The organism is Alphaproteobacteria bacterium (assembly GCA_040220875.1).
In the GTDB taxonomy this organism is placed as follows: domain Bacteria; phylum Pseudomonadota; class Alphaproteobacteria; order JAVJVX01; family JAVJVX01; genus JAVJVX01.
In genome coordinates this window covers 48,530-69,268 of the sequence record JAVJVX010000007.1, presented here as the reverse complement: position 1 = coordinate 69,268, position 20,739 = coordinate 48,530, and the positions used below count along the sequence as shown (strand labels likewise).

Genomic DNA, 20,739 nt, shown 5'->3' with positions numbered 1-20,739 from the left:
GAGCAGTCTGGCGCTGCCCGCTTCCCGCTCGGCCCCCTCTACGTCCGGAAGATTAAGGGAGGCGGCAGGGAATGTCCTTGCGAATGGCGACGTGCACCCCGGTTCTGGCGCAATAAATTGATGAAACCGCCCGCAGACAAGAGATAAATGCCTTGAAGCCGCCTGGCCCGTCCCGTCCGGACAGATCGGCCGGGCCCTGGCCCTTCAGGGCACCGTCAGTCCCTGTCCGAGCACGGCTTCGAAAAATCCCTGATAGACGTCTTCGGGAATGTTGAACACCGTCGCCGCCAGGGTGGGGTGGGCGCGCAGACGATCCGTATAGGCCCGGATATGGCGGTAGTCGCCATAGCACCGGTCGTCCACGATCCGCGACCAGACGGGCAGAAACGCCATGGTGGGTGCGAGGGCGCAGTCAACCAGGCTGAGATCCCTGCCCAGGAAAAGGCCTGTCTTGTCGGCCAGTTCGGACTCGAGCGCCGAGAGCCCGGCGAAGAGACCGTGGCAGATCTCCCGCTTGCGGTCGAGGTCACGCTCGACATGTGTGAACTGCGCGTCCTTGTCGAGAATCTCACGGTCGGCAAAGATCAGCCACTGGCGCGCATAGGCCCGTCCCGCCGCATCGGCAGGAAGCATTGGCGGGGTCGGCCAGACCTCGTCGACATAGGTGATGATGTTGATGGATTCGACGATCCTGTGTCCGTCATGTACGAGCAGAGGCACCTTCCCGTAGGGCGACACCTTGTTAAATTCCTCGGGACGCTGCTTCTGGCTGATGTCGACTTCAAACGTGTCGTACTCGATGCCCTTGTGAGCCAATGTGGCAAAGACCCGCTGGCAGGTAGGTGAAATGCCGAACTGATAAAGTAGCGGTTTGCCCATATGCCCCCCCCTGGAGAATGCTCCCATCGCAAACGACCGCTGGCCTCCTCGTTGCCCCGGACCAGGCCCTTTTGCGATACCGTTCGGCGCACGCCATTCTGCCCGAAGCCCGGACAATGTCCATATGTTGCGGCTGCGCGGCGCCGGTCGGGAGGGGGCACCCGCGCTCGCCTAGGCGCGGCCCCGTCGAGCCGGCGGCGGGCTCCCGGCGCCATCGGCGCTGTCGGACCGGTAACTGCCGGCCGTACGCGCGGCCAGGTCGTAGATACCGATCATGAGCTGCATGGTCTTGGTCGCTTCCTCGATCGAGAGATGCGTGTCGTGCAGGGCCGATGTCAGGGGAATCAGGATGGACTCGCGCACGCTGGCGAAAGCATCCGTTGCCTTGCGCCCCTTTTCCGTAACCACGTAAGTGGTCTGGCGCTTGGAGGCACGTGGCGTCTTGGCGACGTATCCGGATTTTTCGAGCTTTCGCAGGCTGTACTGGATATTGGCGCTATCGTCGCGGTTGAGGAACTTGACGATATCGGAGAGGCTTTTGGGCCTGTCACGCATCCGGATGACATGCAGTATCGACACCTCCGGCTGGCTCATATATTCACCCATGCCGAGCGCCTCGCACTCGATGTTCCAACGATTGAAGGCTTCCGATAACTGCAGGATCGTATGCTCGAATTCGGCCACGGCCAGCGAGTGTTCGGATTTAGCCAGATGCCAGGTGCGATCCAGGGTCTCGCCTTCCCGGCCCATGCCCGTGCCCACGCTATCAGACCGGCCCTGCCCACCTGCCTGGTCCACGTCGATCCCGACCGGTTTTCCTGGTTCATCCATGAGCACCCCCCTCGGAACGGCCGCGCGCCCGCTCCGGCCCGCCTAGCCATACAACTTGAGAATTTTACTTAATCTGCCCGTCGATATCAAAAAATTTAAGCTTTATATTCTCTGTAAGACCTATTATTCCGTTGATTTAATTATGTATTCCTAAAAATCGGGCGCGGCCCGCCAGGATTTCCCGCCGCATGTATCTAGCCCCCTATTTACGGGTCGTTCGGGACCATCCGAAGCCCCTCGCCTTCGGCGCGCTGCACTCGTTTTTCTCGAGTCCGGGCCAGACCTATGCCATCGCGGTCCTGACTCCCTTCATAGCGCTCAGTCTCGATCTTTCGGAGGCGTCTCTGGGTGTGATCTACACCATCGTCTCGCTCGCCAGCGCGGCGACCATTCCCTATCTGGGCCGGCTTATCGACCGGGTGGATCTCGGCCGCTACAGCCTTGTCGTTGGCGCGGGCATGGCGACAGGCTGCCTGGCCACAGCCTTCGCGCCCGGCGCCATCGCCCTGACCCTTGGGCTTTTCCTGATGCGGCTGACCGGTCAGGGGCTGATGACACATATCGGCGCGACCGCCACGGGCCGGTATTTCGGCCCCAGCCGAGGCAAGGCGCTGGGGGTGACCAGTCTCGGCATGCCACTTGGCGAAGCGGTTTTCCCCCTCCTCCTGGTCGTGCTGGTCGGGCTGACCGACTGGCGCATGACCCTCGCGGCTGTGGGGGAGCTGGTGCTGGTTGCGTTTCTGCCCCTGTCGCGCTGCCTGGTGGGGCGGAAAGGTGTGCAATCCGCTCGGGAAGATCCGGGCCGAGAGACAGCCGACGCGGGCGCGGGCGGCATCACGACACTGGAAATCATCCGCAGCCGGCATTTCCGCCACATTCTGCCGCTGGCGGCCGCCTCTCCTTTCGTGCTGACCGGACTGATCTTTCATCAGGGGTTTATCGGCGAGGCAAAAGGATGGGGCATCCAGTACCTCGCCTCGGTGTTCTTCCTCTTTGCCATGGGCCACGCGACGGGGGCTATCGCAATCGGGCCAATCGTTGACCGGCTGGGCGCGGCCCGGCTCTTCCCCTTCAACGCCATTCCCTTCGGGCTGGCGCTCGCCGCTCTATGGGTCGGCGGCCCCGGATGGATGGGGATGATCTATCTCGGCCTCGCGGGGCTGGCGATGGGCTTCTATATCAACCTGTCCACGGCGCTCTGGGCCGAGGTCTACGGCACGGCCAATCTGGGGGCCGTCCGGTCACTGGCAGCGACCCTGATGGTCTTTGCCGCCGCCGCCGCACCCGCGATTTTCGGCTGGGCGCTCGAAACGGGCGTCCCGGTTGATACGATCCTGGTGCTGGCCATCATCTACACGGCCCTGGCGGCCCTCTGGGCCGACGCCGCCCCCGGCGGGCCCAACCACCAGCGCCGCCCGACATAGCAGGGGCCGCCTGCCCGCGGCGCGCCTGTCATTAAGTCGGGTGATTTCCGGGCGCCGACGCAGCGTCTCAGCCGGCTCGTGGAATGCCGGCCGGCCTATTCGGCAGCGAGTTGACCGCGCGCCTTGCGCGCCTGCCAGTTCTTCAGGACGTCATGGGCGGTCCTGATTTCCTGCGCCATTAATTCATCGTAATTTTCGTCTTTCGCCGTCAGTTCGATGACGTACCCGTTCGGGTCGCGAAAGTAGATGGAGTGCATGAGCTTGTGATCGCTCGGCCCGCGGAACGGAATTCCCGCTTGCCGCGCCTTTTCCATGTATTCCTCGAGGGCCGCGCGGTCGGTCACCTCGACAGCGATATGAAGATCGAAATCCGACTTGTCGCTGAAATCGAATTCCTCCTGCCCCTTCGGCACTTCGAAGAAGGCCAGAAAGGAGCCATCATTCATTTCGTAAAATGTGTGGAGGAACTGCACCTTGCGCCGAGTATAGCTTTGCTCGACGTCCAGTGCCGACGACAGTCGCAGACCCAGAAAATCTTCGTAGAACTTGCGAGTTTCCTCGGAATCGCGGATTCGATACGCGTTGTGGTGAAGCCCTTCGATCTTGACAGAATAGGTCATTTCTCGTCTCGCTAGGGACGTGTCCGATCACACTGACACTACCCTATTCGCCGAAAACCGTCCACCGGCGCCTGCCGGGCTACGAGCACGGCGGTCGAACGACTGCGCCCAGTCTAAAAGAACCGGTCGAAATGAACGTGCTGGTGCGATACCTCGTATTCCATCATCAACATGCGCTGAACGGCATCGACCATGGGTGGTGGCCCCGCCATGTAATATTCGAACTCGGGGATGCTATCCCCCAGCACCTCCTTAACCACCTCGTGGATGAAGCCGGTTCGCCCCTTCCAGGTCTTGTTGGCATCCAGCTCGGGCATGCTGATGGCGACATGGAATTTGATGCGGTCGCCATAGCCCGGCAACTCCGCCAGCATATCCTCTCCGCAGAGGTCCATCGGCCCCCGGCAGCCATAGAAAAAATGCATCTTGCGCCCGTCCATGCGCGGATCGGTCACCATGCCCCGAGCAATCGATACGACCGGCGCCAGGCCGGAACCGCCCGCGACACAAACGATATCGCGCTCGACCTCGGGGCGCAAATAGGCCACGCCGTAAGGCCCGTCCAGTTCGATCTTCTGTCCCAGCCCGAAGCCGTCGTCGCCAAAAAGATACCCTGTCCCCGCGCCGTCAGGCACGCGCTTGATCTGGAAATCCCAGATGCCTTCCCGATTCGCGATGTTTGACATGGAATAGGCCCGCACGCCGCCGACCCCGGGGAGGGACATCAAGGCATATTGTCCCGGTAGAAATTCAGCCGGCCCCTCACCCTTGAAGCGGAACTCTTTCATGTCATGGGTGAGATCGTGAACCGCGATCAGCTCGCCTTCAAACCGCCGCGGGATTACATGGGGGCGACAGGCCTCGTCCAGGCGCAGCTTGATGACGCTGTCTGTCTTGGGAACGCACTGGCAGGCCAGCTTGCGCCCCTTACGGAGGTCGCGCTCGCTCAAACCGGTCGCTTCGTCCCAGAGAACATCCACCTCACCGTCGACGAGCTCGAACTTGCAGGTGCCACAGGCTCCCACATTGCATTCGTAGGGCATCGGCTCGCCCGCCCGCAAGCCGGCCCTCAGAATTGTGTCGTTCGGCGCGCACTCGAAGGATGCTGACCCGTCTTCTAAGCTGATCTTTGGCATTCTCGGACCCGTTGTGATTTGTGCCGCCGGCGGCGTTCGGACAGGGGCGCGGACTTATTCCGCGCGTTCGCACAAGGGCTAGTCAGGCAACTCGACAAAGACTGTATCGCCCTCGATCACCGCTTTATAGGTCTTCAGCGGTATCGTGCAGGGCGCGCCTGTCGCCTCGCCCGTCTTGATATTGAACGTGCCCTCGTGCCAGGGGCAGACGATGTCCTCGCCCTCGATATCGCCGTCCGACATGGAAGCCATGCCGTGCGTGCAGATATCGTCCGTGCAGTAAAATTTCCCACCCAGGTTATAGACGGCCAAGGGGGGGCGATCGTCGATCTCGACCTGCTTGACGGCGTTTTCCTCGAGATCCCCGACCTTGCACACTTCGATCTTTGTCATAATCCTCACCAAACTCCGTGTCGCGCCCCACCGGGGCCTTTTGGCGGCCCGTTGGGGCCGGGCTTCATCCAGCCCGGTCTTCCCCTGATCCGGGGAGGCCGGGGGACCACCGTTCCCCGGCGGTCCTTCTCTCGAGGTCGGCGCGCCGGCGCCCGGCGCGGTGCCGGCCCCGGGGCTGGCGGGGCCTTTGTAACCGAAACAACATCGGACTCCTAGCCCGGATTTGGCGCGGATTTCCAGCCCGATCCCGCCTGTTTTCCCTTATTTTTCAAGGGGCTTTCGAGCCCGGGGAAAATGCGACGGGGTGACGCGACAGCGCTCCTGCGAATCAATCTTCTGTCGCCAATTGCGGGAACTTGCCGCGATAGAACAGGAGCGGCTGGCCGTCACTCCAGCGGAAGCGGTGAATGCGACCCAGAACGATCGCATGGTCGCCCCCGGGGTAGATCGCCTCGGTCGAGCACTCGAAATGCGCCAGGGCGCCGTCAAGGATCGGCACACCCGCCAGCCCGTCAGTCCAGGTGCCGTCGGCGAATTTATCCACTTCCGGCGTGGCGAACCGCATGGCCAGCTCCATCTGGTCCCGAGCCAGGATGTTGACGCCAAAATGCCGGGCCTCGCGATAGGCCTGATAGCTTTGCGCGCTTTCAGCGATGTTCCAGAGAAGAAGGGGAGGGTCTACGGACACGGAACTAAAGGAATTGGCCGTGCAGCCAACCGGCACGCCATCTTCCGAGCGGGCCGTGACGATCGTGACACCGGTCGCGAAGGCACCAAAACCGTGCCTTAAATCCCGCGAATTGAGCGGCCCGTCCTCTTCCTTCCATTCAACGTCAAAAACAGCCATTCATTCTTCTCCTGAACCAGTCGGATTGATCGTTTGCGGCGTCGCGCGGACGCCCGGTGCGCGCGTGTCATTCGAATACGGTTGGTCGACGGGGCACCGGTATGCGGCGGTCCCACCGGGACGACGAGCGGATATACCTGTTACCTAGAGAATGTTTTTAGAGAATGTCCCATTCGGGCTTTTCATTGGGACTGAACAGCTTGAGCATCAGCCGGATATGGTTCCAGCGCCATTTCCCATCAGCTTCCCGGCGCAGATCGGTTTCGTACCAGCCGCCGATCCAGGTCGATTTTCCCTCGGCCTCCCTGTCATCCCGGGCAATGGCGGTCTCCCAAAGATACCACATGGCCGTCGCGGTCTTGCCGTCCTCGGCGATATCGATCAGGGGCGAGGTCATGAAATGTAGCGCCCATAGAATCTTTTCCTGCGCGACTTCCGAAAGGACCTTGGTGATCACGTCGCGGCCCTTGTGCTGGCCGAATCCCTCCGCTTCCCAGATCGCGTCCTCGGTAATCATCGGTCCAAATATGTCGGGATTATTTTTATCGTCCCCCGCCTGCGCGTAGCGCGCGATCATTTTCTTGATTTCCTCGATATCCTCGAGGCGCTGGATCCGCTTTTCCAAATCGGCCGACATGGTTTCCCCTTCCTCATCCCCGGTGACAATGGTGCGTTTTGCGACGGGCGCCGGCCACCGCCGCGCGGCGCTCGCTGGTTCGAGACTATCCGGCATGGCCGGGAAAATACAGGCCCCCACCCACTCCGGACCAACAGCCGGACCCGTTTTCAGGGTCGTTGCCTCAATCTTCGCGGTCCCCGTGACCGGCGATGACGCGGCTGGCGAGAAAGCTGTTGGGCACTTCGGCGCTTCCGCCGTAGAGCTCGATATGGGGGGCGACCTCGGCGAAGGCGAGGGCCAGGTAATAGAGTGGTCGGGCAGATTCGGGTAGGTCGTTCAGGTCGTGCCGGTCGAGATCCGTCAGGATCGCCTCGATCCGGGGCAGCATGGCGTCATAAAACTGCTGAAAATCCTCGGGCGCTGCGGCCCAGCGGCGGCGGGAGCGTTCGTTTTCCGTCGGATGGGCCCAGACCGGCACGAAGGGCTCAAGATCGTCGTAAGCTGGCGGCAGCGCACTCATCCCCGCCTCCCTAACCACGGCCCATATAGTCATGCCAGACCTTGTTGGCGTGACGGATCATGATTTCCTCATCCTGTAGCACGAGTTCTTCCAGCACGCCTGATTTCATCGCGTCCTGCGAGTCTTCCATCGTCCAGGTGTCTTCAAGCCAGGCATTGCGATGCAAGGCGTTGACGTGCTGCAAGGCGAATTTTTCGCTTACCGTCCGCGGCTCTCGAAAATAATTGGTGCCGATCCAGAGCGTGCGGTCATGAGCGATCGGCCAGAATTCGTGCGTAAAAAAGGCCATGCCCGGATACCCGTTTCCGGCGCCGAGGTGAATTCCCAGGTTCGGAAAAGTCACCGGCAATTCAAACTGGAAGTCTCCGCGCTGGTCGGGGTTGATCGATTTCGGCAATTGCTCGGGATGGGGGCGATGGCGGTCGCTGGCGTGCAGGATCCCGGCCGCAATAGCGGTCACCGGAGTGGGCTCCAGCCCCGGTACCGGTGGGACATGAATGGCCGAAGTGCGGTGCGGGCCAAAAAACCGGAAATTCTCATGTTCCACTCGCGCCAGGCTGGGAAAAGTGCCGGCATGGATGGTGGGGACGTGATAGGCCTCGGTAAAGGCGTAGAGTGACACTTTCCAGTTGCAGTGGAGCACCGAATAATACTGCTTGGAACAGGTTGCTTCGCCATAGGGATACCCGGCGAAATGGTGTCCCATGCCGCCCAGAAACTCGGTGAGCGACTGTTTGGGCCTGTCCTCCAGATTAACGAAGATGAAGCCTTCCCAGGTCTCGCAGGCGACCTCTTTGAGGCCGCGGCAGGCCTTGTCCAAGTCGGGGAACAGATCCTCTTTCGGCACGTGGCGAAGGTCACCGTCGGTACCAAAGACCCAGCCGTGAAACCGGCATGTCAGCGCGTTACCGCGTGCCCGCCCGAAACTTTCGAAATCCCCTTTTTCGGGCACCACCTTGTTGCCGCGATGGGTGCAGATGTTGTGAAAGGCCCGGATCTTCCCGGCCTTGTCCCGAACGATGATCAGGGAAGTCTTGAGAACGTCTACCCGGCGGAGTTTGTAGTCGCCCGGCTCGGGAATTTGCTCCACCCGGCCCATATACAGCCAGGCATGGCGGAAAATCTTTTCGCGCTCCTCCTCGAAAAGCTCTTCCGAGATGAGAGGTTCCACCGGAATGGGTCCGGTCCCGAGTTCAGGGTACCGGCTCGTCCATTTGTGTCCGGGACGGTTCTCAGCGGCTGTCTCTGACGTCATCTCGCCCCCCTTGGTGATATCCTCGCAGGCCGGGTCAGGATAACTCTCTCGAACGCGTTCGTCACGGGAGCTTAAAATGCAGACAGCCCCGCCGCAGCGGGCGGGGCCGTCAACTCGGGTCCGGCAGGCTCAGCCGCGGTCGTTGCCGTGTACCGCGACAAACCGGCTTTCCTCGAAGGAGTAGGGAACCTCGGGATTGCCGCCATAAAGTTCGATATGGGGCGCCACCTCGGCGAGCGACAGGGTCATGAAGAACAGCTGTTCCACGTCCTCGGGCATCTCGCCTAGCGGATACTCGTCCGCCTTGTCGAGCGCGTCTTCGAGCCGCGGCATCATGGCGTCGTAAAATGCCTGCAATTCCTCTGTCGTCGATTCCCGGCGAACCTTCTGTCGCTCATTCTGCGTTGCCAGTGCCCATTTCTCGGAAAGGGGCTCAAGCTTCTCGAAACCTTTTGGCAGCTTCGCCATTTCAACCTCCCTCTGGTGGCATGATCGTCCCGTTGTCTGGCCGGGACCGGCTCAGCCAAGCTCGATTTTACCGTCGATCCAGTCCTGCACCACCTTGTAGCCGTGCCGGATGAGAATCTCGTCATCCTGCAGGTGAAGATACTTGCGCCGGCCGCTTTCGATGGCGCGGTGCGTATCCTCCATCGTCTGAGTGTCTTCCAGCCAGGCGTTGCGCTGCAGAACCTGCGAGTATTCCATCGACCACCGCTCGCTGTTCTTTTCCGGCGTCACCATATACTGCGTGCCCTCCCACAGGCACTTGTTATGGGCAACGGGCCAGAACTGGTGGGTGAAGTAGAAGCCTTCCGCCGGGTGGGGCATGAAGCAGGGGAAAATCGTGCCCAGCTCGAACGCCCAGGCGGGATCGTCATCGGGATTGAACTGCTTCGGCAGCATCGTGCGCCCGCGGCTCGCATCAACGATTGACGAGTTACTTTTCTGGAAACTCATCGCCTGCACGGGGCCGAGGCTGATCGAGTCCATGTTGAAGGTGATGGACGATGTCCGATGCGGTCCGAAGAGCTGGATGTTCTCGATCCCGCACCAGTCACACGGGAACGAGCCGGCGTGGATCGTGTCGACGTGATAGCCTTCCTGGAAGGCATCCAGGCAGACTTTCCAGTTCGCATCCAGCATCGTGTAGTACTTGAACTGCCGCGTCGCCGCGCCATACGCATAACCCGACAGGAACTTGCCGTAGCCGCCGAGAAATGTTTCGAGATCCCAGAGCGGCTTTTCCATGAAGTTGATGAAGATAAAGCCTTCCCAGGTCTCGCAGGGCAAGGGCACCAGGCCGTGGCCTTCTTCCTTCGCCACTTCCTCGAAGCTGTCGAAGAACTTTTCCTTGGCCGGGATGTGAAGCAGCTCGCCCTTCGTGCTGTACACCCAGCCATGGAACCGGCACGTCATGGCATGGCCGCGCGCGCGGCCGTAAAACTCGTGCTGGCCCGGAATTTCCGAGATCACGGTGTTTCCGCGGTGCTCGCAAACGTTATAGAAGGCGCGGATCTGGTCGTCCTTGCCCCGAACCAGGATGATCGAGGTATTGGCCCAGTAAATTTTCTTGACCTTGAAGTCGCCCGGCTTGGGGATTTCCTCGACCCGGCCGACTTTCCACCAGACCTTCTCGAAGATGTGCTTGCGCTCGAGCTCGAAATATTCCGGCGAGCTGCAGGTGCTGGCGTCGATCGGACCCGTGCCTGTCTCCGGGAACTTGTCGTGCCACCTGTGTAACGATTTCTCTTCAACGGACGGATTTTTCACGTCGGTCATCTGAGGCCTCCTTCAGGAGCTGTCGTCCAGGGTCTGTCCGGAGATCGTCCACGTGGCGCGTTGATCTCCGACGTTGCTATGCGCGCTTGAAGACGCCTGCGCAATCCTGCCGCCGCTACCACTAAGCGCCGCGACGCCTGCCCGGCTTCTTCCCTCACCTGGAGCAAAGGATCAGGGAATAAAAATTGAATGTAAAGCTTATTTTATAGATTAAATTAAATAGAGCCGAATCAGGCGATTATCCGTTGCGCCCAAAAGCCACACGGGAAGTGCGGGAAACGCCCGGGACTCCGGGCGCCGGATCACTGCTCGGAAAAGGCGGCGAGTTGATCGGCAAGGTCCCAGCCGCCGGTGCCGACGACGTCCCGGAAATGGGCTGCACTCACCGGCCAGATATAGGCTTCGTCCTTCATCACACCTGCAAGGGTATCGGCGACCACCCCCTCGGGCGGGTCCTTCGGTCCCTCGTAATTTGCCGTCAGCGGCGTGTCGATCGCGGCCGGCAGCACGGCATAGACCCGCGTGCCCTGCCCCTTCAGGTCGGCCCGCACACTTTGCGTCAGCGAAAGCTGCGCCGCCTTCGAGGCTGAATACGTGCCCATCATCGGGAAACTGCCGATTCCGGCGATGCTCAGGATGTTGATGATGCCACCGCCGCCGTTGCCGGCGAGAACCGGCGCGAAGGTGCGGCACATGTTCAGCGTCCCGAAAAAGTTGGTCTCGATCTCGGTCCGGGCGGCGTCGATGGCGTTATCCGCGAGCACCCCGGCATACAGATTTGCGCCGGCGTTGTTCACCAGCAGGCTCAGATCCGAACACTGACTGGCGGCGCCGGCGGCCTGCGCCGGGTCGTTGATGTCGAGGCGAACGGTCGTGATGCGATCGTCAAATTCCGAGGCGAGGCCCGACAGCGCACCGGGATCGCGCGCCGCTGCATAGACGTGTTTCGCGCCCGCCTTCAGCAGGCCCCGGACAAAAGCGGTCCCCAATCCTCCATTCGCGCCGGTGACCAGCGCGACCGCGCCCTTGATTTCCATGTTCGTGCCCCTCGTGTGCGATGTTGTGTATGGCGGACTCGCGCAGCCCTGGCCCGGTTCCCCCGGGCGCTCCCCCTGCCCTTATCGCGGCGCAAAAATATGGTCGTCCTGCGGCTTTTCCGGCGTCGGAAACGCCTTCTTGGAATGCGAGAGCCCAAGCTCGAGGAAAACCTCGCAGAGCTTGTAGGCAATCTGGCCAGGATTGATGACCGGCACCGGCAGCTTCTCGGACAGGTATTTGTGAGACTGATGCATGGTGGTCGAGCCCAGCACGATCACGTCGGCTCCATCCTCATCGATCGCCTTGCGCGCCTGCTCCTCGAGCTTGCCGAAAACGATTTCCTCCTTGCCGGCCAGCAATTCCTGCACGTCCGGGCGCGTATTGATCGAGCGTAGCGAGGCGACCTTGTCCTCAAGTCCGTACTCACGCAGCGATTTTCGATACATCGGGAACCATTCATCCCACATCGAGATGATCGAAAACTTCTTGCCCAGCATCGCCGCCGTGTGGAAGGCGGACTGGCCGGGGCCGATCACGGGAATTGTCAGGCGCGAACGCAGGGCGGCCAGCGCGGAATCGCTGACCGTATTGATGCACACGCAATCAAAGCCTTCTTCTTCCGATTTAAGCCCGGCCTCGAACACGATCATCTCCATGATCAGCATATCGTAGTAGCTGCTGGCCAGAGACATCAGGCCCTTTGAGCCGACGAACTCGATCTCGAATTCCGGCCGCACCATTTCGGGCGGAATCTGCGGCTCGACCATGCCCCGCGTGTGTTCGTTCAGTGGCACGGGGAAAATGATCTTGACGCGTTTCTTGTTGGCCATGCGATTACCTCCCGGGGATCTGCCGGCCCGCCGCCCCCGACCGGCCGTCTAGCTTTATTTCCGGTGAGTTGTAGCAAGCAGGCCGCCGGAAGGCCAAGCTCTTCTGCCCGCCGGAAGGAAAAGCCCGAGCCGGGAGGGGCCTGACGACACACGAGCGCTTGTTCGCGGGCGAAGGCCTTATTAAGCTCTCGCCTGCCGATGGTCTTCTACCAGACGCCGGACGTGGCGCGCGGTAGGGAAAAGGGAATCCGGTGGTGCCTGCGCGGCAACCCGCGCCGGCAGATTCCGGGACTGCCCTCGCAACTGTGACCGGCGAGCCGCATCGATGAAGCCACTGGGACGGCAGCGTCCTGGGAAGGTGGGTGCAGAGGCCGCGACCCGGGAGTCAGGAGACCTGCCATCGACAGCGTCATCCACTCCGGGGCGAGGCGGTCCGGGGTGCGGTCCATCCGTCCGGATGACGCGGTTCAGGCTCACGCGAAGGTGTCGAGAGATCTTGACGCCAGACCAGACCCGGCCCCGGATTGCGGACGTATGATCGACAAGGCGCGCGCTGCTGCTCCCCCTCTCCCGCTCTGGCTTACCGCCGGCGGCTGGTCACTCGCCGTCCACAGCGTTGCCGTAGCGGGACTGCTGGCATGGGGCGCAATCGAGGCGCCCCGATTCCAGACCCGACAGGTCGAAGTCGAAATCTCCGGTCTGCCTGCCCCCGCCGCGTCGCGCGCCGAGCCGGCGCAGCCGCCGTCGCACGCCGAGCCCCCGGCCGATCCGGCGCGGGCCGGCGCCACCCCTTTCGCGAGTCCGACAGCCTCACTCGCAACCTTGCCCACCGTCCGGCCACCCGTACCCTCGCCCGCCCCGCCGCCAGTGCCGGGCACGGTATCATCGGGGACCCAGGGAGCCGAGCCACGCGAGCCGGTGCCGCCGGCCAGGGTTTCCCCCGGACGCGCGGCCGCTGTCGCAGCGCCCGACTACCGGCCCGCGCAGCTCAATAACCGCAAGCCCCATTATCCGCTGAGCGCGCGGCGCCGAAATCAGGAAGGCCGGGTGGTGCTGGAGGCTGAAGTGACGGCGAGCGGTTCAAGCACGGCCGTGCAGATCGTCCAGAGCAGCGGCGTGGCCGCCCTCGATCAGGCGGCGATGGAAGCGGTCAGGGATTGGCGGTTCTTGCCCGGTCGGCGCGACGGTGTCCCGGTGACGGCGAGCGTCTCGATTCCGGTCGTCTTTCGCCTCAAGTAAATGCCTTGAAGGCAATTATGGTGAACGTGTCCTTGACTCCGGGCAGCGGCTGCAGCTTCTCGGTGACGAAATGTCCGATATCGGCCTTGCTGTCGAGGACGCATTTCACCAGCAGGTCATACTGGCCCGAGACCGAGTGCACCTCGGAGACCTCCGGCACATTCTCCACGGTCTGGTCGGCCACCTCGTAGGCCTTCCCCAGTTCGCATTTGATCAATACGAAAATGGTCTGCACGGCAAACTCCGTCTGTCTCCTGATGCGGCCAAACCCTAGCGGAAAACAGCCCGAGACGCCAAGAGTCCCGTACGCCGGCAAATGGGCCGGCCCGGTGTCGCGCGAACTTCGGTTGCGCGACTGACAACGGAAGGATTCTGGGTTACGCTGGGCCACCGGGCCACGGCCCCTCGCAGATGTCAGACCGGGCCGGGGTAACGGCACGAAAAGGAGGAGGAAAGCTAATGTGTCCCGATTCCACGCCATCCACCGGCGTCCACGGCGCTGATTTGGTCTGGCCGGCAAGCGACTACTCCCGCGTCCCTTATCGGGTTTACACGGACCAGGAAATTTACGATCGCGAGCAAGCGCGGATCTTTCGGGGCCACACATGGTCCTATATCGGTCTCGAAGCCGAGATTCCCAATCCCGGGGATTTCTTCCTCAGCTTCATTGGCGATACGTCGATCATCGTGAACCGGACCGAGGCCGGCGAGGTCGCTGCGTTTCTCAACAAGTGCACCCATCGCGGCGCGGTCCTGTGCCGCAAGCTGCGCGGCACCGTGGACGACCACACGCACACCTGTGTCTATCATCAGTGGAGCTTTGATCTGGAAGGCAACCTTCAGGGTGTGCCCTACCGGCGGGGGATCAAGGGCCAGGGTGGAATGGCCAAGAGCTTCGATCTGAAGGAACACGGGCTCGAGCGCGTCCGCGTCGCCTGCCACAAGGGGGGCATCTTCGGCACCTTCAGCGAGGAGGTCGAGCCGTTCGCGGATTACATCGGCCCGGAAGTGCTCGCCTATGTCGACCGGGTGTTCTACAAGCCCCTCAAGGTGCTGGGCTACGCGCGCCAGGCCATCCCGGCGAACTGGAAACTCTATGCCGAGAACACCAAGGACCCCTATCACGCGGGCCTGCTGCATCTTTTCCATGCAACGTTCGGAACCTATCGCTCGACCCAGAAGGGCGGCGTCGTGCTGGACCAACTGGGCCGCCACTCGGCACTGTTCGCCAAGGCCGGGACGGACGACAAGGCAACGCTTAAAGACGCCTATGACGAGACCAGTTTCAAGGGCGTCAGCGAGAATCAATCGGCCTTCAAACTGTCTGATCCGTCCCTGATGAAGGGGCGTCCCGAGTTCGAGGACGGCATTTCGAACCTGATCACTCTTTTGTTCCCGAGCGTCGTCATCCAGCAAATCGCCAACACACTGGCCACTCGAAAAATCATTCCCAAGGGGCCCGACGCGTTCGAGCTTTACTGGACATATTTCGGCTATGCTGACGATGACGCGGAAATGGATTCGTTCCGCCTCAAGCAGGCCAACATGATCGGCCCGGCCGGATTCATCTCGATGGAGGACGGCGAGGCCACGCGGCTGGTGCAAAAAGCGGCCGGACAGGGCCGCCGCGAGCTGTCCGTTCTCGACATGGGCGGGGACGGCCCGATCGAAACCCAGACACACCTTGTCACCGAGGTGCCGATCCGGGGCATGTGGCGCGAGTATGCGCGGTTCATGGGCTACGCCCCGGCGGGAGGCAGCGCATGAGCGATCTGGCCACCAAAATCCGTCCGGTGATGGTCCACGTCTCTCCCGAGCGCCAGCTTCAGATCGAGACGCTGATCGCCGACGCGGCGCGCCTGCTCGACGATTCGGAGTTCGAGGAATGGGTCGGCCTGTTTACCGATGACTGCGTCTATCGCATCACGAGCCGCGAAAACTATGACGGGAACCTCCCGATGGCGGTGGTATTCTGCGACAGCAAGGGCATGCTGCGCGATCGTGTGGTCTCCTTGCGCGAAGCCAATATCTATAATCCGCACTACGCCCGCCATCTGGTCACCAATATTCGTGTCCTGGCCGAGGAGAACGAGGTCTATCACGTCCATTCGAGCTACCAGGTGACCCAGACGTCACTGGACGGCGAGACGCGGATTTTCTCGGTCGGCCGGTATCTCGATCGCATCGTGATGGATGGTGACGGACCCCGGTTCAAGGAGCGTAGCGTGATCGCGGATACCGGCGCCATTCAAAACCTGCTGGCCGTACCGCTCTAGCGAATAGGCCCGAACAGGCCCGCTCCCCCCTTTACAGACGGGCCGGAAAGCCTCATTTTTTTGCAGCGCAACATGGCGCTTTGTGCTACACAGCGGCCGTTTGTTGCAATTGGGTTTCCAACGTGCGGGCTTTGCCATGCAGATCAAGGTTCTCCAGTCCAAGATTCACCGGGCGACAGTGACCGACGCCGATCTTCACTACGAGGGCAGTCTCACCCTCGACTGGACGCTGATGACGCTCGCCGATCTCGTCCCTTATCAGCAGATCGCGGTTTACAATGTCACCACCGGCGCCCGGTTCGAGACCTATGTGATTGAGGGCCCGGCCGATTCGGGAGTTGTCCAGGTCAACGGCGCGGCCGCCCATCTCGCGACCAAGGGGAACTTGCTGATCATCGCCGCCTATTGCGATATCAGCCGCGAGGCGGCCCGCAGTTGGCATCCGCGTCTGGTTTACGTGGACGACCATAACCGCCCGCGCCGAGCGACTCCGCACGCCGTTGCGCTGAACGGCTAACGCCGATCCGGTACCGGGTTGATCCGCCATGCCCCGTCTCGTTCTTCTGCGCCACGGCCAAAGCGAATGGAACCTCCAGAACCGCTTCACCGGCTGGACGGATGTGGACCTGACCGAGGCCGGCGTGACCGAGGCGCTGGAAGCCGGCGAAGCGCTCAGGGAGGCGGGTTTCCGTTTCGACCGGGCCTATACCTCTTATCTCAAGCGCGCCATCCGCACCCTCGATCTTGCCCTCTACCGGCTCGACCGGATGTGGATTCCGGTCGAAAAGACCTGGCGTCTGAACGAGCGCCATTACGGCGCGCTGCAAGGGCTCGACAAGGCCGAGACAGCGGCAAAATACGGCGACGAGCAGGTTTTCACGTGGCGTCGCAGTTTCGACACGCCGCCTCCCGCCCTCGAAAGCGGCGATCCACGTCTTCCGGATGATGACCCGCGCTACACCTCGCTCGCGCCCGATCAGTTGCCCCACACCGAGAGCCTGAAGGACACGATCGCCCGTGTCCTGCCCTATTGGAACAGCGAGATTACTTCGACGCTCGAAGCGGGCGAAGAAATACTCGTCGCAGCCCACGGCAACAGCCTCAGAGCCCTGGTCAAGCACATCGACGGCATTTCGGACGCTGACATACCGGGCTTCGAGATCCCGACCGGCCGGCCGCTCGTTTACGAGCTGGACGATAGCCTGCGGCCGGTGCGCCGCGCCTATATCGACGAATACTGAGCTTTCGGCGGATCTTCCGGTCACCCACCCTCTCGGCCGCGCCTCATGCACAAAATCGCGATCAAGTCGATTTGTCTATTGGCCGGGCTGCCGTATGCTTCGCCGGTTGGAACAAGATCATAAAGTGCCAGTGCCAGTGCCAGGCGGCCGGGGAAAGACGCGCCAACGTCCTCGAACGGTCCAGGCGACCGCAGTTCCGCGTCCCGCGAGAATGGGGGCCACTCGATGACACGTGATGCGTCCAGCAGTCGCTTTTCCGAGTCCGAACCCGGACCCACGGCGGCCATCGCCATGGCGACCGAAAAGGAACGCCTTCTCCTCGCCCTGGTGCCGCGAGTTTTTCGCGGCGTTCCCGGTGCCGCAATCATCAATTCAATCAACGCCGTTCTGGTCGCGGTGGTCTTCACACTGGAGGCGGAATCGGGGCTGCTCGCCGCCTGGACCGGGGCGGTGCTGCTGGTCGCGGGGTTCCGCATGCTGGCCTGGTGGCGGTTCAACCGTACGCCGCTCGATCGCCGGAACATCCGCTTCTGGTCCCATGTGTATCTGCTCGGCGCCGGGTTGCAGGGCCTGACCTGGGGCGCGGCCGGTATATTGCTGTTCACCCCGGATGCCTTGCCGCTCCAGGTTTTCCTTATCCTCGTGATCGGCGGCATGGGAGCGGGCGCGCTCGTCGTGTCGAGCCATTACATGCGGGCCTTCCACGCCTTCTTTTTTGCCAGCATGCCCTTCATCACCATCAGCGTGGCGAGCATGGGCACGGTCATGCACACGACGCTGGCCATCCTTATGGTGATCTTCATGGCCGCCATGTACGTATTCGCTCGCTATCTCGGTGAGACGATCCGCGAGATGGTCACTCTCGAGCTGGAGCGGGAAGCGCTTCTCGATCAGTTCCGGGATTTTGCCGAAATGTCCGGGGACTGGTTCTGGGAGACCGGGCCTGATATGCGATTCACCTATCTTTCCGATCAGGTGCGCCATGTCCTGGGGCTGCCGCCGAGCCATTTTATCGGCCGCACCCAGGCAACCAGTATCGATTGGGAGGATTCGGCCGACGCCTGGCACACTTACATGGAAATGGTGGATGCGCGGGCCGCATTTCGTGACCTCGTATGCTCGATCAAGCATCCACCCGACCACAAGACCTATGTCGCCTTGAGCGGCAAGCCGATCTTCAGCCCCGACGGCCGGTTTCTCGGCTATCGGGGAACGGGCCGCCAGATCGGCGGGCCGAGGGAAGTCATCAGCAATACGGGCTGAGGCGCGGCCCCGGTCACACGCCAGCCCGCGGGTCGGGCCCGCCCGTCGCCCAATCGAGCAGAGCCACGGTGTGCACCACCGGCAGTCCGCTATAGGCGGAGATCTGCATCTGGCAGCCGATATTGCCGCTGGCCACCATTTCGGCACCGGTTCTCGCGATGCGCTCAGCCTTGCGCCGGCCCAGCATATCGGCGAACCCCGGCTCCAGCAGATTATAGGTTCCGGCCGAACCGCAGCAGAGATGCCCTTCCGGAATATCGACGACCTCGAAGCCCATCCGGCGCAGCAGCGCCTTGGGAAGCGCCTCGATCTTCTGCCCGTTCCGGAGGGAACAGGCGCCATGATAGGCGATCCGCGGACGCGGCCCGCGCGATAGCGTCGGCGATGGAACTTCGTTCATCAACCGCTCTACCACTTCGCTCACATCGAGAGTGCACGCGGCCACCCGGGCGGCCGAGTCGGCATAGCGCCGGTCTCCAGCCAGAAGGTGACCGTAATCCTTGATCAGCGTGCCACATCCGGCGGCATTGGCGACGACCGCATCGAGGCCCGGCCTATCCAACGCTCGCGACCAGTGCCGTACGTTGCGCCGCGCCTGGCGCCGGGCCCGCTTGTGATCGGCGAGATGATGTGCGAGCGCCCCACAACAGCCGATGCGAGGAACAATGTGAACCTCGGCGCCAAGACGGGTCAGCAACCGGATCGTGGCGCCGTTGATGTCCGGCGCCAGCGTGGTCTGCACACAACCCTCGAGGAGCGCCACCCGGAGACGCGGCGGGCCCTCAGCGGGAGCGAAAACGCGTGCCCTTGCAGCTTGCGCGGGCGCTCTTTTCTTCGGGATAAGGCGACCAAGCGTCCCGATACGCCCGGGCAGACGGGCCAGGCCGCCGGCCAGCGGGCGTCCCAGACCGATCGCCAGCGCGAACAGACGGGGCGACGGCAGAACCCGGGCCAGAACGCCACGGAACAGACGATCGACCGGAGGTCGTTTGTAGCGCGCCGCAATCCTTGCGCGGGCGATATCGGCCAGATGCATGTAATCCACGGAGGACGGACAAGTGGTCATGCAGGACAAGCAGGAAAGACAGCGATCGATGTGGGTGACGGTCGCGTCTTCCGGAGCGACGTCTCGCTCGAGCATGTCCTTGATGAGATAGATACGTCCGCGCGGACTATCGAGCTCGTCTCCCGTCAAGACGTAGGTCGGGCAAGTGGACAGGCAGAAACCGCAATGAACGCAGGAGCGGAGAATCGCGTCCGCCTCCCGATAGACCGGGTCCTTCAACTGTGTCTCGGTAAACCGGGTCTGCATGCCTAAACCTCCCGGTACAACCGGCCGGGGTTCAGGATGCCCTTGGGATCGAAGGCCGTCTTTATCCGCCCCGTCAGCGCCGCCAGGCCGGGCGAAAGCGGCTGGAACGGGTCCACCGCCCGGCGCAACGGCACCGGCGCCACCACCAGCGTCGCGTGTCCGCCGTGCCGGGACGTGACATCCCGGATACGCCCGGCGCCACCATCCTCCGCACCGCCGGCATCAGGACTGGGCACCGCCAGCCAGAGCAGCCCGCCTGCCCAGTCGAGGAAGTATTCCCCGGCGACCGCGGCACGGATGCTTTCGAGAATCCCCGGTGCGTCTCCCGGCGCGACCGAGAGGCGCCAGATCACGCGGTCCGACTGTCCCGCGAGGGGCGTCACATCGCGCACCTCCCGCCAGAAGACCTGCGAATTGCGGCTGTGCAAATCCAACATTTCCCGCTCGGGAAAGGCGGCGCGAAGCCGTGCGAGACGTACCTTGACCGAGGCCGCCGTGCCTTCGAGGCGCAATGCCGTGACCGCGCCGCGGACTCCCGCGACCTGAGCGACCTGAGAACCCGCCCCCAGCGGGGGCGGCAGATAGGCCGCGCCGGAGATATCCACGGGGAGTGCCGCCGCGCCGGCCATAGCGGCCACCGCCTCCCGGGGCCCGAGCCCCAGCAGCAGAAGCGTTCGCGTCTTCTCCGCGCGCGGCAGCACCTTGACCGTCACCTCCGCCAGCAGGCCCAGCGTGCCGTAACTCCCGGCCATGAGTTTGGAGAGATCATATCCGGTGACGTTCTTCATGACCCGGCCGCCCGAGCGAAAGACCTCGCCGCGCCCGTTCACGCCCTCGAAGCCAAGGATATGATCGCGCGCCGCACCGGCGCGAAACCTTCGCGGTCCCGAGAGATTGGTGGCCAGGATTCCGCCGATCGTCGCCGTGCCCACCGAGCCCAGGAGGCCGCGCCAGTCGGGGGGCTCGAACGCCAGGGTTTGCGCGTGCGCATCGAGCATCTCTTCGATTTCACCAAGCGGCGTCGCGGCCCCGGCCCGCAGCACGAGCTCATCCGGCTCGTAGAAATCTATCCCACTGAGGGCGCCCAGATTGAGCCGTCGATCCGCGGCCATCGGCCGGCCGAGGCGCGATTTTGTGGCGCCCGCGACAATCTCGAGCGTCGTTGCGTTCGCGCAGCACTCCTGCACCATCTCTGCCAGGTCTTGTACGCCTGACGGGCTCAACGCGTCGACCATCG

At 62.5% G+C, this 20,739-nt stretch carries 23 protein-coding genes and 1 riboswitch; of the genes, 7 read left to right on the top strand and 16 right to left on the bottom strand.

The window, feature by feature from the left end; all coding sequences use genetic code 11:
- Window positions 1-204: 204 nt before the first annotated feature.
- Window positions 205-879 carry a glutathione S-transferase family protein gene (locus tag RLQ26_08900; protein MEQ9088846.1) on the bottom strand — a complete coding sequence of 225 codons (675 nt, stop codon included), beginning with the start codon at window positions 877-879 and terminating at the stop codon, window positions 205-207.
- Between the two features lie 171 nt (window positions 880-1,050).
- Complete coding sequence (locus tag RLQ26_08895; GenBank protein ID MEQ9088845.1) at window positions 1,051-1,710, bottom strand: winged helix DNA-binding protein; 660 nt, start codon at window positions 1,708-1,710, stop codon at window positions 1,051-1,053.
- 188 nt (window positions 1,711-1,898) lie between these two features.
- On the opposite strand from RLQ26_08895, the gene RLQ26_08890 reads away from it, so the two are divergent.
- A complete protein-coding gene (locus RLQ26_08890) occupies window positions 1,899-3,134 on the top strand; it encodes an MFS transporter (GenBank protein MEQ9088844.1) in 1,236 nt (411 codons plus the stop codon).
- 95 nt (window positions 3,135-3,229) lie between these two features.
- Here RLQ26_08890 and RLQ26_08885 read toward each other — a convergent pair whose 3' ends face one another.
- The 11 genes from RLQ26_08885 to RLQ26_08835 all read right to left on the bottom strand — a co-directional run bounded on the left by RLQ26_08885 (window position 3,230) and on the right by RLQ26_08835 (window position 12,171).
- The gene (locus tag RLQ26_08885) at window positions 3,230-3,754 is read right to left on the bottom strand and encodes a VOC family protein (GenBank protein ID MEQ9088843.1); all 525 of its coding nucleotides are present in this window, start codon (window positions 3,752-3,754) and stop codon (window positions 3,230-3,232) included.
- Window positions 3,755-3,867: 113 nt separating this feature from the next.
- Window positions 3,868-4,890, bottom strand: coding sequence for a 2Fe-2S iron-sulfur cluster-binding protein (locus tag RLQ26_08880; GenBank protein MEQ9088842.1), 1,023 nt, complete (start codon window positions 4,888-4,890; stop codon window positions 3,868-3,870).
- A gap of 78 nt (window positions 4,891-4,968) precedes the next feature.
- Window positions 4,969-5,283 (bottom strand): non-heme iron oxygenase ferredoxin subunit, encoded by a 315-nt coding sequence (locus tag RLQ26_08875; GenBank protein MEQ9088841.1) that lies wholly within the window; start codon window positions 5,281-5,283, stop codon window positions 4,969-4,971.
- Window positions 5,284-5,611: 328 nt separating this feature from the next.
- Entirely contained in the window at window positions 5,612-6,130 is a 519-nt protein-coding gene (locus RLQ26_08870) for a flavin reductase family protein (GenBank protein MEQ9088840.1), read from the bottom strand.
- A 157-nt stretch (window positions 6,131-6,287) separates the two neighbouring features.
- On the bottom strand, window positions 6,288-6,767 hold the full coding sequence (locus RLQ26_08865; protein MEQ9088839.1) for a nuclear transport factor 2 family protein: 480 nt from the start codon (window positions 6,765-6,767) through the stop codon (window positions 6,288-6,290).
- A 163-nt stretch (window positions 6,768-6,930) separates the two neighbouring features.
- Window positions 6,931-7,269: a hypothetical protein gene (locus RLQ26_08860; GenBank protein ID MEQ9088838.1), complete on the bottom strand. Its 339-nt coding sequence runs from the start codon at window positions 7,267-7,269 to the stop codon at window positions 6,931-6,933.
- Window positions 7,270-7,279: 10 nt separating this feature from the next.
- Window positions 7,280-8,524 (bottom strand): aromatic ring-hydroxylating dioxygenase subunit alpha, encoded by a 1,245-nt coding sequence (locus RLQ26_08855; protein ID MEQ9088837.1) that lies wholly within the window; start codon window positions 8,522-8,524, stop codon window positions 7,280-7,282.
- 129 nt (window positions 8,525-8,653) lie between these two features.
- Complete coding sequence (locus tag RLQ26_08850; protein MEQ9088836.1) at window positions 8,654-8,992, bottom strand: hypothetical protein; 339 nt, start codon at window positions 8,990-8,992, stop codon at window positions 8,654-8,656.
- Between the two features lie 51 nt (window positions 8,993-9,043).
- Window positions 9,044-10,303, bottom strand: a complete 1,260-nt coding sequence (locus RLQ26_08845; GenBank protein MEQ9088835.1) for an aromatic ring-hydroxylating dioxygenase subunit alpha — start codon at window positions 10,301-10,303, stop codon at window positions 9,044-9,046.
- Between the two features lie 302 nt (window positions 10,304-10,605).
- Window positions 10,606-11,340, bottom strand: a complete 735-nt coding sequence (locus tag RLQ26_08840) for an SDR family NAD(P)-dependent oxidoreductase (protein MEQ9088834.1) — start codon at window positions 11,338-11,340, stop codon at window positions 10,606-10,608.
- An 81-nt stretch (window positions 11,341-11,421) separates the two neighbouring features.
- The gene (locus tag RLQ26_08835) at window positions 11,422-12,171 is read right to left on the bottom strand and encodes an aspartate/glutamate racemase family protein (protein ID MEQ9088833.1); all 750 of its coding nucleotides are present in this window, start codon (window positions 12,169-12,171) and stop codon (window positions 11,422-11,424) included.
- Between the two features lie 182 nt (window positions 12,172-12,353).
- Window positions 12,354-12,588, top strand: a riboswitch (cobalamin riboswitch).
- A 117-nt stretch (window positions 12,589-12,705) separates the two neighbouring features.
- On the opposite strand from RLQ26_08835, the gene RLQ26_08830 reads away from it, so the two are divergent.
- Window positions 12,706-13,410: a TonB family protein gene (locus RLQ26_08830; GenBank protein ID MEQ9088832.1), complete on the top strand. Its 705-nt coding sequence runs from the start codon at window positions 12,706-12,708 to the stop codon at window positions 13,408-13,410.
- Here the strand turns inward: RLQ26_08830 and RLQ26_08825 are convergent.
- Window positions 13,403-13,645 (bottom strand): Lrp/AsnC ligand binding domain-containing protein, encoded by a 243-nt coding sequence (locus RLQ26_08825; GenBank protein ID MEQ9088831.1) that lies wholly within the window; start codon window positions 13,643-13,645, stop codon window positions 13,403-13,405. The genes RLQ26_08830 and RLQ26_08825 overlap by 8 nt on opposite strands.
- A gap of 224 nt (window positions 13,646-13,869) precedes the next feature.
- Here RLQ26_08825 and RLQ26_08820 point away from each other — a divergent pair, with 224 nt between their 5' ends.
- The 5 genes from RLQ26_08820 to RLQ26_08800 all read left to right on the top strand — a co-directional run bounded on the left by RLQ26_08820 (window position 13,870) and on the right by RLQ26_08800 (window position 18,190).
- The gene (locus RLQ26_08820) at window positions 13,870-15,177 is read left to right on the top strand and encodes an aromatic ring-hydroxylating dioxygenase subunit alpha (GenBank protein MEQ9088830.1); all 1,308 of its coding nucleotides are present in this window, start codon (window positions 13,870-13,872) and stop codon (window positions 15,175-15,177) included.
- The gene (locus tag RLQ26_08815; GenBank protein MEQ9088829.1) at window positions 15,174-15,686 is read left to right on the top strand and encodes an aromatic-ring-hydroxylating dioxygenase subunit beta; all 513 of its coding nucleotides are present in this window, start codon (window positions 15,174-15,176) and stop codon (window positions 15,684-15,686) included. Before RLQ26_08820 ends, RLQ26_08815 begins: the two co-directional genes overlap by 4 nt.
- A 136-nt stretch (window positions 15,687-15,822) precedes the next feature.
- Entirely contained in the window at window positions 15,823-16,203 is a 381-nt protein-coding gene (locus RLQ26_08810; protein MEQ9088828.1) for an aspartate 1-decarboxylase, read from the top strand.
- Between the two features lie 28 nt (window positions 16,204-16,231).
- Window positions 16,232-16,927: a 2,3-diphosphoglycerate-dependent phosphoglycerate mutase gene (gpmA, locus tag RLQ26_08805; GenBank protein ID MEQ9088827.1), complete on the top strand. Its 696-nt coding sequence runs from the start codon at window positions 16,232-16,234 to the stop codon at window positions 16,925-16,927.
- A 225-nt stretch (window positions 16,928-17,152) separates the two neighbouring features.
- The gene (locus RLQ26_08800; protein ID MEQ9088826.1) at window positions 17,153-18,190 is read left to right on the top strand and encodes a PAS domain-containing protein; all 1,038 of its coding nucleotides are present in this window, start codon (window positions 17,153-17,155) and stop codon (window positions 18,188-18,190) included.
- Window positions 18,191-18,203: 13 nt separating this feature from the next.
- On the opposite strand, the gene glcF is transcribed toward RLQ26_08800, so the two are convergent.
- Window positions 18,204-19,502, bottom strand: coding sequence for a glycolate oxidase subunit GlcF (gene glcF, locus RLQ26_08795; GenBank protein ID MEQ9088825.1), 1,299 nt, complete (start codon window positions 19,500-19,502; stop codon window positions 18,204-18,206).
- Window positions 19,503-19,504: 2 nt separating this feature from the next.
- Window positions 19,505-20,737 carry a glycolate oxidase subunit GlcE gene (gene glcE, locus RLQ26_08790; GenBank protein MEQ9088824.1) on the bottom strand — a complete coding sequence of 411 codons (1,233 nt, stop codon included), beginning with the start codon at window positions 20,735-20,737 and terminating at the stop codon, window positions 19,505-19,507.
- Window positions 20,738-20,739: the final 2 nt, after the last annotated feature.

Excerpts from the sequence above, each read along its gene's own strand:
- RLQ26_08900 (MEQ9088846.1), bottom strand. The coding sequence starts at position 879 with ATGGGCAAACCGCTACTTTATCAGTTCGGCATTTCACCTACCTGCCAG.
- RLQ26_08895 (MEQ9088845.1), bottom strand. The coding sequence starts at position 1,710 with ATGGATGAACCAGGAAAACCGGTCGGGATCGACGTGGACCAGGCAGGT.
- RLQ26_08890 (MEQ9088844.1), top strand. The coding sequence starts at position 1,899 with ATGTATCTAGCCCCCTATTTACGGGTCGTTCGGGACCATCCGAAGCCC.
- RLQ26_08885 (MEQ9088843.1), bottom strand. The coding sequence starts at position 3,754 with ATGACCTATTCTGTCAAGATCGAAGGGCTTCACCACAACGCGTATCGA.
- RLQ26_08880 (MEQ9088842.1), bottom strand. The coding sequence starts at position 4,890 with ATGCCAAAGATCAGCTTAGAAGACGGGTCAGCATCCTTCGAGTGCGCG.
- RLQ26_08875 (MEQ9088841.1), bottom strand. The coding sequence starts at position 5,283 with ATGACAAAGATCGAAGTGTGCAAGGTCGGGGATCTCGAGGAAAACGCC.
- RLQ26_08870 (MEQ9088840.1), bottom strand. The coding sequence starts at position 6,130 with ATGGCTGTTTTTGACGTTGAATGGAAGGAAGAGGACGGGCCGCTCAAT.
- RLQ26_08865 (MEQ9088839.1), bottom strand. The coding sequence starts at position 6,767 with ATGTCGGCCGATTTGGAAAAGCGGATCCAGCGCCTCGAGGATATCGAG.
- RLQ26_08860 (MEQ9088838.1), bottom strand. The coding sequence starts at position 7,269 with ATGAGTGCGCTGCCGCCAGCTTACGACGATCTTGAGCCCTTCGTGCCG.
- RLQ26_08855 (MEQ9088837.1), bottom strand. The coding sequence starts at position 8,524 with ATGACGTCAGAGACAGCCGCTGAGAACCGTCCCGGACACAAATGGACG.
- RLQ26_08850 (MEQ9088836.1), bottom strand. The coding sequence starts at position 8,992 with ATGGCGAAGCTGCCAAAAGGTTTCGAGAAGCTTGAGCCCCTTTCCGAG.
- RLQ26_08845 (MEQ9088835.1), bottom strand. The coding sequence starts at position 10,303 with ATGACCGACGTGAAAAATCCGTCCGTTGAAGAGAAATCGTTACACAGG.
- RLQ26_08840 (MEQ9088834.1), bottom strand. The coding sequence starts at position 11,340 with ATGGAAATCAAGGGCGCGGTCGCGCTGGTCACCGGCGCGAATGGAGGA.
- RLQ26_08835 (MEQ9088833.1), bottom strand. The coding sequence starts at position 12,171 with ATGGCCAACAAGAAACGCGTCAAGATCATTTTCCCCGTGCCACTGAAC.
- RLQ26_08830 (MEQ9088832.1), top strand. The coding sequence starts at position 12,706 with ATGATCGACAAGGCGCGCGCTGCTGCTCCCCCTCTCCCGCTCTGGCTT.
- RLQ26_08820 (MEQ9088830.1), top strand. The coding sequence starts at position 13,870 with ATGTGTCCCGATTCCACGCCATCCACCGGCGTCCACGGCGCTGATTTG.
- RLQ26_08815 (MEQ9088829.1), top strand. The coding sequence starts at position 15,174 with ATGAGCGATCTGGCCACCAAAATCCGTCCGGTGATGGTCCACGTCTCT.
- RLQ26_08810 (MEQ9088828.1), top strand. The coding sequence starts at position 15,823 with ATGCAGATCAAGGTTCTCCAGTCCAAGATTCACCGGGCGACAGTGACC.
- gpmA (MEQ9088827.1), top strand. The coding sequence starts at position 16,232 with ATGCCCCGTCTCGTTCTTCTGCGCCACGGCCAAAGCGAATGGAACCTC.
- RLQ26_08800 (MEQ9088826.1), top strand. The coding sequence starts at position 17,153 with ATGACACGTGATGCGTCCAGCAGTCGCTTTTCCGAGTCCGAACCCGGA.
- glcF (MEQ9088825.1), bottom strand. The coding sequence starts at position 19,502 with ATGCAGACCCGGTTTACCGAGACACAGTTGAAGGACCCGGTCTATCGG.
- glcE (MEQ9088824.1), bottom strand. The coding sequence starts at position 20,737 with ATGGTCGACGCGTTGAGCCCGTCAGGCGTACAAGACCTGGCAGAGATG.